17 protein-coding genes and 1 other annotated feature are annotated in these 17,082 nt (G+C 43.3%); all 17 genes read left to right on the forward strand.

Translation table 11 applies throughout. The annotated features are described in order from the left end of the window. The first annotated feature begins 6 nt into the window (after positions 1-6). A complete protein-coding gene (gene radC, locus B6A27_RS11045) occupies positions 7-687 on the forward strand; it encodes a RadC family protein (RefSeq protein ID WP_066146189.1) in 681 nt (226 codons plus the stop codon). Positions 688-829: 142 nt separating this feature from the next. Then, positions 830-1,852 carry a rod shape-determining protein gene (locus B6A27_RS11050; protein WP_044742911.1) on the forward strand — a complete coding sequence of 341 codons (1,023 nt, stop codon included), beginning with the start codon at positions 830-832 and terminating at the stop codon, positions 1,850-1,852. 18 nt (positions 1,853-1,870) lie between these two features. Continuing rightward, on the forward strand, positions 1,871-2,737 hold the full coding sequence (gene mreC / locus B6A27_RS11055; protein WP_080862139.1) for a rod shape-determining protein MreC: 867 nt from the start codon (positions 1,871-1,873) through the stop codon (positions 2,735-2,737). Then, positions 2,734-3,252, forward strand: coding sequence for a rod shape-determining protein MreD (gene mreD, locus B6A27_RS11060; RefSeq protein WP_044742909.1), 519 nt, complete (start codon positions 2,734-2,736; stop codon positions 3,250-3,252). The genes mreC and mreD overlap by 4 nt, the downstream gene beginning before the upstream one ends. A gap of 78 nt (positions 3,253-3,330) precedes the next feature. Continuing rightward, positions 3,331-3,984: a septum site-determining protein MinC gene (gene minC / locus B6A27_RS11065; RefSeq protein WP_221212047.1), complete on the forward strand. Its 654-nt coding sequence runs from the start codon at positions 3,331-3,333 to the stop codon at positions 3,982-3,984. A gap of 2 nt (positions 3,985-3,986) precedes the next feature. Then, on the forward strand, positions 3,987-4,790 hold the full coding sequence (gene minD / locus B6A27_RS11070) for a septum site-determining protein MinD (RefSeq protein WP_044742907.1): 804 nt from the start codon (positions 3,987-3,989) through the stop codon (positions 4,788-4,790). Positions 4,791-4,911: 121 nt separating this feature from the next. Beyond that, positions 4,912-5,679: a M23 family metallopeptidase gene (locus tag B6A27_RS11075; protein WP_080862140.1), complete on the forward strand. Its 768-nt coding sequence runs from the start codon at positions 4,912-4,914 to the stop codon at positions 5,677-5,679. Further along, positions 5,672-6,535: a M50 family metallopeptidase gene (locus B6A27_RS11080; protein WP_080862141.1), complete on the forward strand. Its 864-nt coding sequence runs from the start codon at positions 5,672-5,674 to the stop codon at positions 6,533-6,535. Before B6A27_RS11075 ends, B6A27_RS11080 begins: the two co-directional genes overlap by 8 nt. A gap of 213 nt (positions 6,536-6,748) precedes the next feature. Then, positions 6,749-6,828 (forward strand) — a sequence feature (ribosomal protein L21 leader region). A 14-nt stretch (positions 6,829-6,842) separates the two neighbouring features. Next, on the forward strand, positions 6,843-7,151 hold the full coding sequence (rplU, locus tag B6A27_RS11085; protein ID WP_027409453.1) for a 50S ribosomal protein L21: 309 nt from the start codon (positions 6,843-6,845) through the stop codon (positions 7,149-7,151). A 10-nt stretch (positions 7,152-7,161) separates the two neighbouring features. Continuing rightward, a complete protein-coding gene (locus tag B6A27_RS11090) occupies positions 7,162-7,503 on the forward strand; it encodes a ribosomal-processing cysteine protease Prp (protein ID WP_044742904.1) in 342 nt (113 codons plus the stop codon). Between the two features lie 5 nt (positions 7,504-7,508). Continuing rightward, positions 7,509-7,799 carry a 50S ribosomal protein L27 gene (gene rpmA / locus B6A27_RS11095; protein ID WP_044742903.1) on the forward strand — a complete coding sequence of 97 codons (291 nt, stop codon included), beginning with the start codon at positions 7,509-7,511 and terminating at the stop codon, positions 7,797-7,799. Between the two features lie 218 nt (positions 7,800-8,017). After that, positions 8,018-8,569 carry a sporulation initiation phosphotransferase B gene (locus B6A27_RS11100; RefSeq protein WP_044742902.1) on the forward strand — a complete coding sequence of 184 codons (552 nt, stop codon included), beginning with the start codon at positions 8,018-8,020 and terminating at the stop codon, positions 8,567-8,569. A 16-nt stretch (positions 8,570-8,585) separates the two neighbouring features. Beyond that, positions 8,586-9,872, forward strand: a complete 1,287-nt coding sequence (gene obgE / locus B6A27_RS11105; RefSeq protein ID WP_080862142.1) for a GTPase ObgE — start codon at positions 8,586-8,588, stop codon at positions 9,870-9,872. A 78-nt stretch (positions 9,873-9,950) separates the two neighbouring features. Beyond that, positions 9,951-10,346, forward strand: a complete 396-nt coding sequence (locus B6A27_RS11110; protein WP_044742997.1) for an ACT domain-containing protein — start codon at positions 9,951-9,953, stop codon at positions 10,344-10,346. Positions 10,347-10,366: 20 nt separating this feature from the next. Continuing rightward, the gene (gene pheA, locus B6A27_RS11115) at positions 10,367-11,215 is read left to right on the forward strand and encodes a prephenate dehydratase (RefSeq protein WP_044742996.1); all 849 of its coding nucleotides are present in this window, start codon (positions 10,367-10,369) and stop codon (positions 11,213-11,215) included. A gap of 240 nt (positions 11,216-11,455) precedes the next feature. After that, entirely contained in the window at positions 11,456-11,785 is a 330-nt protein-coding gene (locus tag B6A27_RS19095; protein ID WP_236631835.1) for a hypothetical protein, read from the forward strand. Beyond that, on the forward strand, positions 11,761-17,073 hold the full coding sequence (locus tag B6A27_RS11120) for a DNRLRE domain-containing protein (RefSeq protein ID WP_236631836.1): 5,313 nt from the start codon (positions 11,761-11,763) through the stop codon (positions 17,071-17,073). The genes B6A27_RS19095 and B6A27_RS11120 overlap by 25 nt, the downstream gene beginning before the upstream one ends. Positions 17,074-17,082: the final 9 nt, after the last annotated feature.

The following is a 17,082-nucleotide window of genomic DNA, read 5'->3' on the forward strand; positions in this document are numbered from 1 at the left end:
AAAGCAATGACGCTGATGATTCGTGACGTTCCAAAGGAGGCGCGTCCGCGCGAACGCCTTCTATTTAACGGCCCGGAAAGCCTGTCTAATCAGGAGCTGCTGGCGCTCTTATTGCGTACCGGAACAAAGTCTGAATCGGTGCTTGAGCTTGCCCAACGGCTGCTCCATCGTTTTGAAGGGCTGCGTCTGCTGAAAGAGGCAACAATTGAAGAAATCACCAACATTAAAGGAATCGGCAAAGCAAAGGCGGTGCAAATTTTAGCCGCCATTGAATTGGGCCGCCGGATAGGACGGCTCAGCTACGATGAACGATATGTGATTCGTTCGCCGGAAGATGGGGCAAAATACCTCATGGATGATCTGCGCTTTTTATCACAAGAGCATTTTGTCGCCATTTACTTAAATACCAAAAACCAAGTGATCCATCGAAAAACCGTGTTTATCGGCAGTTTGAATGCCTCTATTGTCCATCCCCGCGAAGTGTTTAAAGAAGCGATCAAACGATCTGCCGCTTCTATTATTTGCGCCCATAATCATCCTTCAGGAGACCCAACTCCGAGCCGCGAAGATGTGGAAGTGACAAAACGCCTTGTCGAATGCGGCCGAATCATGGGAATCGAACTTTTAGACCACTTAATCATTGGCGATCAAAAGTTCATCAGTTTGAAAGAAAAAGGATATATGTAAGTAGTTCTCTTTTTTTGTCGAATGAGTTATAATAACAGTTATGAGTTTTTCCTCGCCATGCTGTACAAATTTGGAATGACGAATAAAATCGAAAAATGAGTATAAAAATTAGCATTTCGTTTCAGAAAGGAAGATACAAATTATGTTTGGATTAGGAACAAGAGATCTTGGAATCGACTTAGGAACAGCCAATACTCTTGTATATGTGAAAGGAAAAGGCATTGTTGTCAGAGAACCGTCAGTCGTTGCATTGCAAAAGGACACAAAACAAATTGTGGCAGTCGGAAATGAAGCGAAAAACATGATCGGCCGGACTCCGGGCAACGTTGTCGCTTTGCGTCCAATGAAGGACGGAGTCATCGCTGATTATGAAACGACCGCGATTATGATGAAATACTACATTAACCAAGCAACCAAAAATAAAGGATTTTTGGCTGGAAAACCTTATGTGATGGTATGTGTGCCCTACGGCATCACAGCTGTTGAGGAGCGGGCGGTGATTGATGCCACGCGTCAAGCTGGGGCACGTGATGCGTATACTATTGAAGAGCCATTTGCCGCAGCGATCGGCGCCAACTTGCCGGTATGGGAGCCGACTGGAAGCATGGTCGTCGACATTGGCGGCGGTACAACAGAGGTTGCGGTCATTTCTCTCGGCGGGATCGTTACGAGCCAATCGATCCGAATTGCTGGAGACGAGATGGATGAGTCGATTATCCAATATATCCGCAAAACATACAATCTCATGATCGGGGAGCGGACGGCGGAAGCGATTAAAGTCGAAATAGGGTCCGCCGGAACCCCAGAAGGAATTGGCACGATGGAAATCCGTGGGCGTGATTTGCTAACAGGATTGCCAAAAACGATTGAAATCAGCGCGGAAGAAATTGCGGAAGCGCTACGCGACACGGTCTATGCCATTGTGGATTCGGTGAAAAATACATTGGAGAAAACGCCGCCGGAGCTGGCTGCTGATATTATGGACCGCGGAATTGTGCTGACAGGGGGCGGAGCCTTGCTGCGCAATCTTGATAAAGTCATCAGCAAGGAAACGGAGATGCCTGTGATTGTAGCGGAAAATCCGCTTGATTGTGTTGCGATCGGAACAGGAAAAGCGTTAGACCATATTCATCTATTTAAAAACAAAGCGAAAAGCCATCGCTAATTGCAAGAGGTGTAAATCATGCCACAATTCTTTTTAAACAAACGACTGATTTTATTGCTTGTCAGCATTATTTTTCTCGTGGCATTGATTGGTTTTTCCTTGAAAGACCGGAAAGAGTTGACATGGTCTGAGCAATTCGTAAAAGATACAACCGGTTTTGTCCAGCTTTTGTTCCATAAGCCCGCACAGCTCGTTGCGGGCTTCTTTGAGAATGTTCAAGACATCAAGAATACATACAAGGAAAACAAGATACTCAAAGAGCGGCTTGAAGAATATGTGATGCTGGAAGCAGAAGTTCAAACTTTAAAGAAGGAAAACGAGGAGCTTCGTGCGATCTTAAAGAAAAAAGAAAGCTTGCGTGATTTTGTTGCCATTCACGCGACCGTTATCGGGCGGAATCCTGAGCGCTGGCAGGAAACAATTATTATCAATAAGGGCGAGCAGCAAGGCGTGAAAAAGGATATGGCTGTCATTACGCCTGGAGGATTGATCGGAAAAGTCCAGCATGCTGCACAATTTACAGCTACCGTTCAACTTTTAAGCTCTATTGATCGGAAAAACTTTATTTCCGCTTACGTCCAAACGAAGAATGAAAGTGTGTTCGGCTTGATTGAAGGCTATGATGAAAAACGCAAGTCCTTGCTTTTAAAACAAGTGCCATTTGATGCGAAAATTGAGAAAAAGCAATTGGTCATGACATCAGGGCTTGGCGGCATTTTTCCAGAAGGTCTCCCGATCGGCGAAGTGGAAGAGGTCGTGCCGGACCAATACGGTTTAACCAAAATGGTGTATGTCAAACCGGCTGCAAACTTTTATGATATTGACGATGTCATTGTCGTCAAACGAAAAATAGACGCTGCGCAAGAAGAGGAGGAAGCAAAGTGAAAAAGCTGTTTCTTCCTTTTCTCGCCATTGTGATTTTTATGAGCGAAAGCATTTTAGTCGATTTATGGCCGAAAAATGAATGGTATCAAGATTATTTATTTGCTCCCCGTTTTCTGTTTGTTTTTATTTTATTGATTACCGTGTATGTCACGCGAACTTATGGAATGATTTATGGTTTTATCTTCGGACTGCTGTATGATGTTGTTTATACAGAAATTCTTGGAGTGTACGCGTTCGCGTTTACTTTAATGGCCTATGTGATGGAAAAAGCTATGAAAATCTTTCATAATCATCTAGCCGTTACTTGTTTTCTCAGTATGCTGGCCATTATGATGCTGGAATTTTATGTTTATGGTATTCAACTGCTAATTGGAAAAACCGATATGCCGATTGACCAATTTAATTCACACCGCCTTTTGCCAACGTTGCTGATCAATGTCATTTTTCTTTTTCTTTTTTCTTATCCGCTAAAGCAATGGCTGCTGAAATTTGGACGTGACGAGCGGGAAGAATGAAAAGGAAAATAGGCGGGGGTTGTAGAATTATTCGTTGAGGTGAACGTTGTGAATAGGCAAAAACAACCATATGTCACGATGAAGGGAACGAAAGATGGGCTGACGTTGCATCTCGATGATATGTGCTCCTATGATGATTTAATTGCGGAGTTGGATGAAAAGCTAATGATCAATGAGAATAAGGATTTTGACGGACCGCTCGTTTCTGTTCATCTTAAGCTTGGAAACCGCTATTTAACGCCGGAGCAGGAGGAAGAATTGCGCGCGCTTATCCGGGCGAAAAAGAATTTAGTCGTTGCTTCGATTGACAGCAATGTCATGACGAAGGAAGAAGCGATTGAATGGAAGCAGAAAACAGAAATCGTTTCTGTTGCCAAAATCGTCCGTTCCGGGCAAGTGCTTCATGTGCATGGCGATTTACTGCTAATAGGCGATGTCAATCCAGGGGGAACGGTTATTGCTGGAGGCAATATTTTTATTCTTGGAGCGTTAAGAGGCATTGCGCATGCGGGATGCTACGGCAATAAGGAGGCTGTGATTGCGGCGTCTGTGATGAAGCCGATGCAGCTGCGCATTAGCGATGTGATGAATCGCGCTCCGGATTATAAAGTCGACGAACAAAATGAAATGGAATGTGCCTACATTGACGACAATGACCAAATTGTTGTCGATCGCTTACAGCTACTTATGCATCTTCGACCGACTTTAACACGGTTAGAAAGGAGATTTTAGCAGTGGGAGAAGCTATCGTCATTACATCAGGAAAAGGCGGCGTTGGGAAAACAACGACAACCGCTAACTTGGGAACGGCCCTTGCGCTATTAGGAAAACGTGTCTGCCTTGTTGATACGGATATCGGACTGCGCAATCTTGATGTTGTCATGGGTCTTGAAAACCGGATTATCTATGATTTAGTGGATGTTGTAGAAGGGCGCTGCACGGTGCAAAAAGCGCTTGTAAAGGATAAGCGGTTTGACGATAAGCTGTATTTGTTACCTGCGGCACAAACAAGCGATAAAACAGCAGTGGCGCCGGAGCAGATGAAGCAGCTTGTGGAAGAGCTTAAGCAAGATTATGATTATGTGCTGATCGATTGTCCGGCTGGTATTGAGCAGGGATTTAAAAATGCGGTGGCCGGAGCAGATGAAGCGATTGTGGTGACAACTCCAGAAGTATCATCCGTTCGCGATGCCGACCGCATCATCGGATTGCTGGAAAAAGAAGAGCATGTGAAGTCGCCGCGGCTTGTCATCAACCGCATTCGCGGCCATATGGTCAAAAGCGGCGATATGCTGGATATTGATGAAATTGTGATGCACCTATCCATCGATTTGCTCGGCATTATCGCCGATGATGAAAACGTCATCAAAGCGTCCAACAATGGGGAACCGATTGTTCTTGATCCAACCAGCAAGGCCTCGATCGCCTATCGAAATATTGCGCGCAGAATTCTTGGCGAATCTGTGCCGCTGCAATCGCTCGAATCAGAACAAAAAAGCATGTTTACACGAATCAAGCGTTTTTTTGGTGTTCGTTAAAGGGAAAGCTAGTTTGAAAGCTGAATCATTCAGCTTTTAAACTAGCTTTTTTAAGCATAACCCCATAGGTTGTCTCATACATTAGTTACAAACGATCATGTGGGGGAATGGTGATAACCGGATGAATAAGCGTGCAAAAGAGATTCAGAAGCGAATCGAAAAACGAAAGCGGCAGCGTTCGCTTCAGTATGACCGTTCTTATCAGCCGCTTGTAGATTTATCGGATGAGGAGCGATATGGGCAACCTGTCATTACATATGACCGCTATCCGACAGATGAGCCGCATCATCCGTTATTTAAAAAGGAAGTGTTTTTATTAAAAACATTTGTCGCTGCTTGTCTTGTGCTCATATCAGCGATTGCCTTTAAAAACCCTTCCGCAGCGTTTGAGCCTGTGCGCGCGGTCGTGAAGCAGACAATGGAGAATGAATTTCAATTCGCGGCGGTATCGAAGTGGTATGAGGAGAAATTTGGCGAGCCGTTTGCTTTATTTCCCGAGAAAAAGACAGAAACGGTGAAAAAAAGCGAGAAATCTTATGCGATTCCTGCTTCGGGGCGCGTTCTCGAAAATTTCGAAAAAAATGGACAAGGAATTATGGTTGAAACAAATGTCAACACTCCTGTAGAAGCAATGGATGACGGAATCGTAATATTTGTCGGCAATAAAGATAAATTTGGCAAAACGGTTATCGTCCAGCATGCGGATGGAAGTGAATCTTGGTACGGAAATTTAGGGAGTATTACGGTCAAGCTATATGATTTCATTGAAGCAGGCAAAGAAGTCGGAACGGCGATGAAGGATGGGAATCAAGCAAAAGGGGTTTTTTATTTTGCGATTAAGCAAGGGGATCAATTTATTGACCCGATTCAGGTGGTTCCCTTTGAATAAGTATCTAGCTTTGCTTATGAAAATACACATCCATCCGCTGCTGTGGCTGATGGGAGGAATCGCCGTTATTACCGCGCATTTTCAACAATTGCTTCTTTTATTTTGTATTGTATTGATTCATGAGCTTGGACACGCTGTCACGGCGCTTTTTTTTTCTTGGCGCATTAAACAAATTTTATTGCTCCCTTTCGGAGGCGTTGCTGAGGTTGAAGAGCACGGGAATCGGCCGTTTCGCGAGGAGCTGCTTGTAACATTGGCTGGTCCGGCGCAACATATCTGGCTGTTAGGGTCTGGCTTTGTGTTATGGGAAGCAGGGATGATATCAGATGATACTTGGCAGCTATGGGCTCGCTACAATGTGACAATCTGTGCTGTTAATTTACTGCCTATCTGGCCGCTTGATGGCGGGAAGCTGCTGTTTCTCGCTTTAACCCGTTGCTTCCCCTTTGAAAAGGCACATAAGCAGATGGTGATTGGTTCATTGATCGCTCTTTTTTTATGGATCGCAGGCATTTTTTTCATTGCACCGTCCCAACTTGATCTATGGGTAATCGCGCTTTTTCTTTTCATTTCGCTTTGGAAGGAATGGAAGCAGCGGCGTTATGTGCTGATGCGTTTTTTATTGGAGCGCTATTATGGAAAAAAAGGCGATTATCAGAAATGGCAGCCGATTAAAGTAGAGGAAACGGAGCCGGTGCAAAAAGTGCTGCAAAGATTTTACCGCTGTCAGAAGCATTCCATTATTGTGGTGAAAAATAAGAAAGAGCAAATCATTCTTGATGAAAGCGAAGTGCTGCACGCTTTTTTTGCCGAGCGGCAAACAAATGAAGCGATTGGCAACCTGCTCTATGTCTAAATGCGAAGACAGCCGCTTTTCTTTTGGATCCAAAAGAAAAGTGGCTGTTGCTGACGAATACTACTTATAGATGTCGCGAGACGCTGTACGGTTTTTGGACCGCTTTTATATATTGACATTCGTCATTTTCTTGTGGTACTATTCTCATGTTGTAGAAAATTTTGCGCGCATCAAAAGCGGCAAGATTTGGTGCAAAAGTCGTTTTGAAAGGCACCCATGCTACAACCGCTCAGCGCAGGTTGGAAGTGTTCGCATTGGCGAAACGCCTCGTGCTGGCGAGTCTGAGTCTATGTTAGGAGGTGCAACAATGTACGCAATTATTGAAACTGGCGGTAAACAAATTAAAGTTCAAGAAGGCCAAGAAATCTACATCGAAAAGCTTGATGTAGCGGAAGGCGAAACGGTTACTTTTGACAAAGTGTTGCTTGTAGGCGGTGAAACTGTAAAGGTTGGCAATCCTACAGTAGAAGGCGCAACGGTAACAGCTAAAGTTCAAAAGCATGGCCGCCAAAAGAAAATCATCGTGTTTAAGTACAAACCGAAAAAGAACTATCGTCGTAAACAAGGCCACCGTCAACCTTACACAAAAGTAGTGATCGAAAAAATTAACGCGTAAGGCGTCGACGATGATACACGTAGAAATTGAACGCACAGACGAAGGGAACATTAAGAGCTTTACGATGAGCGGCCACGCTCATTTCGCAAAGCGTGGACAAGATATCGTTTGTGCTGGGGCATCGGCGGTTTCCATCGGAGCGATCAACGCGATTGAAGCGTTGACGAAGATCAAGCCGCATATTACTCAAGGAGACAAAGGCGGATATCTTCGCTGCGAGCTTCCTGATATTGAGGATGTTCGCGTTGCTGCGAACGTACAGCTTCTCCTTGAAGCGATGCTCGTTTCATTACAAACGATTGAAAGAGATTACGGAAAGTATATCCGGGTTGTCGATAAACATAGGAGGTGAAACTCATGCTAAGACTTGACCTTCAATTTTTCGCATCGAAAAAAGGAGTAGGTTCAACGAAAAACGGTCGTGACTCCATCGCGAAGCGTCTTGGCGCGAAGCGTGCGGACGGCCAATTCGTAACAGGCGGTTCGATCCTTTACCGTCAACGCGGTACAAAAATTTATCCAGGCTTGAATGTTGGCCGCGGTGGCGACGATACACTTTATGCGAAAGTAGACGGCATCGTTCGTTTCGAGCGTTTGGGCCGTGATCGCAAAAAAGTGAGCGTATACCCAGTAACACAAGAAGCATAACAAACAAGGTTTGAAAACTCTAACCGCTTTTGGTTAGGGTTTTCTTTTTGCCCCGGTTTGAAACAGCCCGTCCAAAGCGATAAAGGTTATGCCTGGCGGGTTTATTGCCGTTAAAAAATCTCCTGGCAGATAGGCCTCTGCTTTTTATTTCGCCACTAGCTGTTTTATTTGCTATTTGGTATAATTTAACTAAAAATAAATGGGTAGGAGCGCCACCAATGAAGGAAAAATGGAGCATATTAGATGCGTTACGCCATTCCCGGCATGATTGGCTGAATAAAATCCAATTGATTAAAGGGAATTTGGCATTGAATAAAATAGAGAGAGTCCATGAGATTATTGAAGAAATCGTTCGGGACATGCAGCATGAGACGAAACTCACAAATTTAGGGGCGAAGCAGTTTGCAGAACTATTAATGACTTATAATTGGGAAGCGAAGAAAATTTCCATATCGTATGAAGTGCTCGGGGACGGCTGTGATTTATCGGCACATGACAGCGAGCTTACCGAGTGGTGTCGAGCGTTTTTACAGGTGATGGAACAGCAAGCAGATATGAATCGTGAAAGCCATTTAGAGATTTCGATTGAAGCATTCGACGCGGAAGTGCGGTTGTTTTTTGACTACAGTGGCACAATAAGCGATGAGAACGCGTTTATGGAATGGCTCAACACTCATGAACGCGGAGCTTCCCTATGTTTAGAGCAATTTTCTATACATAAAGATGAAATGACCGTAGCGATTAAAATTGCACGTAAGCATCAAGGATAGATCGGAGGAAAGCAGCATGTTTGTCGATCAAGTAAAGATTTATGTGAAAGGCGGCGACGGAGGAAATGGAATGGTTGCATTTCGCCGCGAGAAATATGTACCAAAAGGCGGACCGGCCGGAGGAGACGGCGGCAAAGGCGGCGATGTTGTATTTGTGGTAGACGAAGGGCTCCGTACGCTTATGGATTTCCGTTATCAGCGCCATTTTAAAGCAGCCAAAGGCGAAAACGGGATGTCGAAGGGACAGCACGGAAAAAATGCGGAGGATTTAGTGGTCAAAGTGCCGCCGGGAACGGTTGTGATGGAGGCGGAAACGAAGCAAGCGCTTGCTGATTTAACAGAACATGGCCAACGTTTTGTCGTCGCGAAAGGCGGGCGCGGCGGGCGCGGGAATATGCGCTTTGCCACTCCTGCTAATCCGGCGCCAGAAATTGCGGAAAATGGCGAGCCGGGAGAAGAGCGCGATGTGATTCTTGAGCTGAAGCTGCTCGCTGATGTGGGACTCGTAGGATTTCCGAGCGTCGGAAAATCCACTTTGCTTTCAGTCGTCTCGGCTGCCAAACCGAAAATTGCCGATTATCATTTTACGACCCTCGTTCCGAATTTAGGGGTAGTTGAAACAGATGACGGCCGCAGTTTTGTGATGGCCGATCTACCGGGGCTGATTGAGGGGGCCCATCAAGGAGTCGGACTTGGCCACCAGTTTTTGCGCCATATTGAGCGAACCCGTGTTATTGTTCATGTCATTGATATGGCAGCGATAGAGGGCCGCGATCCGTATGAGGATTATGTTATTATTAATGAAGAGCTCAAGCAATATAATTTGCGGTTGACCGAACGGCCGCAAATCATTGTCGCCAATAAAATGGACATGCCGAATGCCGAAGAAAACTTGCAAGCTTTTAAAGAAAAGCTGCCAGAAGAGGTGCCGATTTTTCCAATTTCCGCGATTACTCGGCAAGGATTGCGCGACTTATTATTTGCCATTGCCGATCTTTTAGAAACGACACCGGAATTTCCGCTTCATGAAACGGAAGAGCCAGCCGTCCAGCGCGTTGTTTATACATTGGAGAAGGAGGCGCCAGCATTTACGATTATGCGCGACAGTGATGGCACGTTTATCGTATCGGGAGAGAAAATCGAAAAGCTGTTTAAGATGACTGATTTTTCACGAGATGAATCTGTGCGTCGCTTTGCGCGGCAATTGCGTTCACTCGGAGTGGACGACGCTTTGCGCGAACGCGGGGCAAAAGATGGCGACATTGTGAAATTGCTCGATTACGAATTCGAATTTATCGATTAAAGAAGCGGAGGATGCAGTCCGTTGGATAAGTTAGATAAGAAATTTTATTTAGTGCGGGAAGATGTGCTGCCGGAAGCCATGCGAAAAGTATTGCAGGCAAAGGAGTTATTGGAACGGAAAAAAGTCGACTCGATAGCGGAAGCCGTCCAGCTGGTTGATGTGAGCCGCAGCGTATTTTACAAATACCGCGATGCGGTATTTCCATTTCAAGCTGTTGTGAAAGAAAGCATCGTTACATTGTTTTTCCATCTTGAAGATCGTTCGGGCACGCTATCCAAGCTGCTCAGTGTCGTTGCGGCGGCCGGCTGCAATGTGCTGACGATTCACCAGACGATTCCGCTGCAGGGCCGTGCCAACGTGACAATGTCAATTAGCACTAACGATATGAATGAGGACATCGAGAATTTATTGGCAAAATTGCGCCATCTCGAGTTTGTTGAAAAGGTGGAAATTGTCGGGTCAGGCGCTTATTAGAATCAGGGGAGAGGCGAATGATGAAAATTGGCTATTTAGGACCAAAAGCGACTTTTACGGATTTAGCGGTAACCACTCTATTTCCCGCTGCCGAAAAAATCGCATATGATACGATTCCGGAGTGCATTGATGCGGTCAGCAGCCAAGAAGTGGAGCTAGGAGTCGTTCCGCTTGAAAATACGATCGAAGGCTCGGTCAATTTGACGGTGGATTATTTGATTCATGAACAGCCGCTGCCGATTGTCGGGGAAATTATCGCGCCGATTCAGCAGCATTTAATGGTGCATCCCTATCATGCACATATGTGGAGTGACGTACAAGAAATTTACTCACATTCTCACGCGATTGCACAATGCCATAAATTTTTGCATCAAAATTTTAAAAAAGCAAAATATGTGTATATGACGTCAACGAGCGCTGCCGCTCAATTCGTCAGCCAAAATCCGCATCTTCCAATCGCGGCGATTGCCAATCGCTTGGCCGCGGAAGAATATGGTTTAACCATCGTACGTGAAAATATTCACGACTACGATTATAATCATACAAGATTTATTGTCGTCCGTCGGCAGAATGAAGCGTTGCCACTGCAATCACCGCTGTATGCGGGCGATAAAACAACGCTGATGATCGCATTGCCGAAAGATCAAGCCGGCGCCCTGCACCAAGTGCTGTCCGCCTTTGCCTGGCGCCGTCTAAATTTAACGAAAATCGAATCGCGTCCAGCGAAAACGGGCTTAGGAAACTATTTTTTTATTATCGACATCGATCAAAAAATGGATGATATCCTCATCCCCGGAGCCATCGCTGAGCTTGAGGCGCTCGACTGCACGGTGCAAGTATTGGGAAGCTATCCCTACTATATCATTTAAGAATCCCCCAGCTGCGTAAAATGCGGCTGGGGGTGTTTTATGTATTAGATGTTGCTTGACTATTAAGAGAATCTCTTATGAATATTTTCATCCTACATGGTGTTTAAAGGTAGAAAGAAGTATGTGACAGTAGATGTTTGTAAAATTACATTATTTGGATTATTCTGAATTTCTATATGGCGTTGCTATAATTTTATTGTCATCCGGATGATTAGAAAATGATGAAAGGAAGACAATAAGATGGCAAGGAAACGGGGATTTCGCTATAAGTGCTATATGGCTGTGAGTCTTTCCTTTTGCTTAATTTTTAGTTCTATTGCTCCATCGTTTACTCAGGCTGCTCTTGGAAAGTCAGATCGAGTGATGACGAAAAAACAAAAGATTGAAGCTCAACTTGGTGATCTTCCTGACAAACGGCCAAAAACAAAATTGGAATTAGAAAGCAAGCGAACCAAGTACTCAACTCGATACTTGAATCCAGATGGAAGTTTTACAGAAGAGATATATCTACAACCTCAATTTTATCAAGATCCTCTTGATAAAAAATGGAAAAAATTAATAACAATCTAAAAGCAAATAAAACAAACCAATTTGAAACTACAGCTAATGTCTTTAAAGCTGCATTTGCAGAACATTCTAATCAAGCTGAACTTGTTTCTATTGCAGAAAACGATAAAAAACTTTCACTTATTCCGATTAATGATAAAAATGTACAAGGAATTGTCAAAAATAATGAAATTACTTATAAGGGATTATTTGAACAAACAGATGTGCGATACCGTATTCAAGGAAATGCTGTCAAAGAAGATATTATTCTGAACAATAAGCCTTCCAATAATGCATTTACTTTTGAGATTAAATTAAAAGGATTGACTGCTGTTGCTAAAAAAGATGGCACCATCGTTTTTGAGGATGCCAAAGGGAACCCTCAATGGTATTTTGAAAAGCCATATATGTTTGATGCAAATAATAAGCATTCGGACCAAGTTACTTTTCATTTGCGCCAGGAAAATGGTAAAACTTATGTAGATGTTATAGCGGATGAAAATTTTTTGCAGGATCCGGATACAACATACCCAGTAACGATTGATCCTACGATTAATGATTGGGATGTTTTACGTGATAATTTTATTGCAAGCAATTATCCTGACTCAATTTACTCGAGTAACACATACATGAATACAGGATACAGCAGTTATTTCGGCATGACTCGTGCTTTAGTGAGATTTTACCTTCCAAGTCTTCCAAGTGATAGCGTGATTTCCAATGCGACATTTAATGCATATCAAACAAATGCTGATGGTCAACAAGTGTCCATTGATTTATATCGGATCACAAGTAACTGGTCTTCTTCTGTTACTTGGAATAATCAACCTTCTGTTCGAAGTACAAAAGAATCAACAACAACAAACAATACAGCCAATGCGTACTGGAGTTGGGACATCACTCAGTTAGTTAAGGACTGGTACAATGGCATTCAGCCAAACTACGGATTGATGTTAAAACAACAAAACGAATCGACTTCTCCCTATCGCGCATTCAATACGGTAAATAGCAGTGTTAATACTCCACGCATCACGATTAACTATTGGGTAGAGCCAATCGGCCAAGAATCTTTCTGGACGACCACTAAAGATGGGGTGAATCCAGCAAACGGAAACTTTGTTTTACAAACAACGGATCTTGCTATTTCTGGTCTGGGTGAAGATGTTGAAGTTACAAGAACATACAATAGTCGAAAGTCCGGAACAAATGGAATGTTTGGTTATGGTTGGATGTCTAATGTCGAAATGAACATTTGGGATGCAAGCAATGGCCCCATTACGTTTGTTGATGGAGATAATACTCGTCATATTTTTGGTGAAAAAGTGGGTGGGGGATACGAAGCTGCTGGTGGTGTCTATCTTGATCTAATCAAGAATGGAGACGGCACTTATACAGTAACAAAAACGGACGGTACAAAACTTTATTTCAATGCAAATGGAAAACTTTCTCGCATTGTTGATACAAACGGGAACACAACTACATTGAATTATAATGCAAACGGAAAATTAGCTTTAATTACAGATGCATCAGCAAGAACGACGACCATTTCCTATGGAACAAATGGATATGTATCAAGTATCACCGACCCGGCAAATAGAACCATCTCTTATGAGTATGATACTTTCGGTAACCTAACCAAAGTCAGGGATGCTCAAGGAAATGCGACCATTTTTACGTATGATTCAGATCATAATCTAACAAGTATTAAAAATGCTCGAAATATTATGACGACAATTGGCTATGATACATCGGACCGCGTAAAAAGTATTGAACGCCCTATTACGATTAACGGCACGCCTGCAACGAGTATTACCAATTATTCCTATGACAAAACCAATAGTGTTACGTCGGTTACAGATGGAGAAGGGAGACGGATAGATTATACGTACAACGCTAACGGCAATATTATTCAAATCACAGAAAATCCTTTAGATGCTCAAAACAAAGCTGTAACCACATTTGATTATGATAATAACAATAATTTAACCCGAGTGATAGAACCAAATGAAAATAAGGCAAACGGAACCGCAGCGTTCATTTATCAATATGACGAAAAAGGAAATATCGTTAGCGTTCAATTGCCGGAAAATCAGTCCGCACAATATACGTATGATTTACAAAACAATCTTATCAAAGAGCAGGATTTTAACAGCAACGTCAGCACCTTTGATTATGACCAAAATAATAATCAAACCGAAGCGATTGATCCTTATACGCAATCAGTTTCGCAACGATACGATAATGTGGGAAATTTGCAGTATTCGACGTATCCAATGTCATCAGCCGATAACTTGGTAAGTAACTCTAGCTTCGAATTGGATAATAATGCGGATAATTGGCCAGATAACTGGACAAAGGCGGTAGAATCAGGGAAAACCGCTACATTCAGTTGGACCGCAACAAGCAAATTTGGGAATAAAGGGATTGGTATTTCCAATTCAACTGGATGGGCAATTGTTAGTTCTGATAAGCAGCCGTATGATGGTGGAATTTATGTGGCAAGCGGTTATGTAAAAACATCGTCCATGTCTGCACAGGCCCTTATAAAAGTTGAATATTTTGATGCACAAGGAAACTGGTTAAATCAAAAAATTTCTTATGGGTTGGCAGGAACGAACGACTGGACCCGATTTCATGTTGTAGCGGATAATGCTCCATCGGGAACTCGGACGATTCGAGTATCTGTCGGTATAAACGCTGGTTCTGGAACTGCTTATTTCGATGGGATCCAACTAGAGAAAGGAACGGTTGTCAGCGCCTATAATCTTGTAGATAATTCAAGCTTTGAGCGAGATGTTAATAGTGATGGAATTCCTGACAGTTGGACAACAAGCGGCAACTTATCAGCAAATGATGGACTAGATACAACAGTTGCGAATATATATGTCGGAAGCAAGTCATTTAAAATCACGGGAGAGTCTGGGAAAAATAAATATATTAAACAACGAATCAATATTTCCGGCGACAGCAACACCAAACTTACGTTGTCTGGATGGTCCAAACAGGAAGGAGCCAATCCAAACGGCGGTTACTATAGCTTGCAAGTAGCGATCCACTATACGAATGGTACAACAGACTGGGACTACGCCAACGATTTCGATAAGATGAAGACCGATTGGCAGCATGTTGCCGCGGAAGTGAAGCCGAAACAGGCATTCGATTACATTGACGTGTATTATTACTATTATAATCAAACGGGCACAGCATGGTTTGATGCAATGCGTCTAGAAGTAGGAGCTTCTCTGACGTCGTACACGTATGATGCAAAGAAAAACTACGTCACCAAAGTCACCGATCCGGCAGGAAATACGGTTTCTTACACATACGATGCTATCGGAAACCAAACGAGCGTCACAGATGGAAAAGGAAAAACGACTTCTTACGAATATAACAACAATAACCAATTAACCAAAGTCACCGACCCAAACGGAAATGTGACTACCTATGGTTACGACGGTGTGGGAAATCGAACATCGGTCACTAATGCAAAGAATTATACAACCAACTATACGTATAATGAATGGAACCAAATCTCTAGTTTCAAGAACCCGTTAAATCAAACGACATCCTTTGCTTATGATAAAAACGGCAATCTTACAGGGGTTACGTATGCAACCGGGGATCGCGTATCCTATAGCTACAACGCGCTGAACCGACTCGTTGCCGTTGCTTACAACGGGACAACAAAATGGACGTTCAATTACGATGCCAATGGCAACGTGACGTCGGTGACGGATGCCAATGGAAATGCGACCACGTACACATACGATAAAAACAACCGTCTGACTCGCATCAGCAAAGGATCATCGAACGCCATTGCCTACGGTTATGACGATAATGGAAATGTTACATCGACATCCATTACGGCTGGTACAACGACTGATACGATCGGATACAGCTATAATCCATTGGACCAGTTAGTCGTCTTGTCAAGAAACAGCGCGAATTTAGCGAGATTTACGTACGATGAGCGCGGAAATATTTCGTCCATCATCCATGCCAATGGAACTTATACCGCTTATGAGTATAACGATGCCAATCAGCTAAAATCACTGAAAAACTTCGGTGCAAACGGAAATGTTTTAAACTACTTCCTCTACAATTACGATGCCAACGGCAATATTACGACTGTAGAAACAAAAGATGGCACGATTACGTATCAGTATGATGCATTGAATCAGCTGACAAAGGAAACACTAGCGGATGGAACAGCGATTACGTATGAATACGATGCGGTTGGCAACCGGACGAAGAAAATCGTCAACAATGGAACGACTACGACAACGACCACGTATACGTATGATGCTGCGGACCAATTAACAGCCGTTAACGGACAGGCATACACATATGACGTGAACGGGAATTTAACGAACAACGGCAACAAGACGTTTGTGTATGATAACGAAAACCGTCTCATTCAAGTAAAAAACGCATCCGGCGCTACGATCGCAACCTATACGTATGACCATCAAGGAAGACGCATCAGCAAAACAACATCAAGCGGTACGACTTACTATCACTACGATGGCGACTCGATTCGCTTGTTGTATGAAACAGATGCCAACAACAACATCGCAGCGGAATATACGTGGGACGCATTGGGCCGCCCGGTCACGATGACGAAACGCGGAGTGACTTACTACTATCATTTGAACGGCCATGGAGATGTCGTCGCATTGACGGATGCAAGCGGAAATGTCGTCGCGCAATACGAGTATGACGCATGGGGCAATATTGTGTCTAAAACCGGTGCGCTGGCAACAGCGAACCCATACCGTTATGCCGGTTATTATTACGATGAGGAAACCGGGCTATACTACCTAATGGCGCGGTATTATGATGCGAATATGGGGCGGTTTATTACAAGAGATACGTTCCATGGGTTTGAAAATGAGCCGCAAAGCTTGAATCAGTATGCGTATACGAAAAATAATCCTATTAATTCTATTGATCCGAATGGTCACTACTCAAAACGACTTGATTTGGGATTTAATAGTTATATTAAGGCCAATATAGGTTGGCAAGAAATATCTGTAACAATTAATTTAACTCCTGGATTTTTAATAAGTACTGGTATAGGCTTTGGTGCAGGTTTAGCCGCCAGTTATGTGATAAAGCAAGTTTTAACTTGGTATTTATTCCCGGTTCTTTCTAATATCATATTAACTAAGGGGGCCGAAAAAGTTGTTAACTATTTAGCAAAAAAGCTTTCAAAATCTGCATTTAAAAAAATAACCAAAGGATATAACTGGACAAAAAAATCTATATTCTACACAAGTTTAGTAGTTCCAAATCTAATATTTAGATATTAGATACTGAAT

Source organism: Anoxybacillus sp. UARK-01, assembly GCF_002075365.1.
In the GTDB taxonomy this organism is placed as follows: Bacteria; Bacillota; Bacilli; order Bacillales; family Anoxybacillaceae; genus Anoxybacteroides; species Anoxybacteroides rupiense.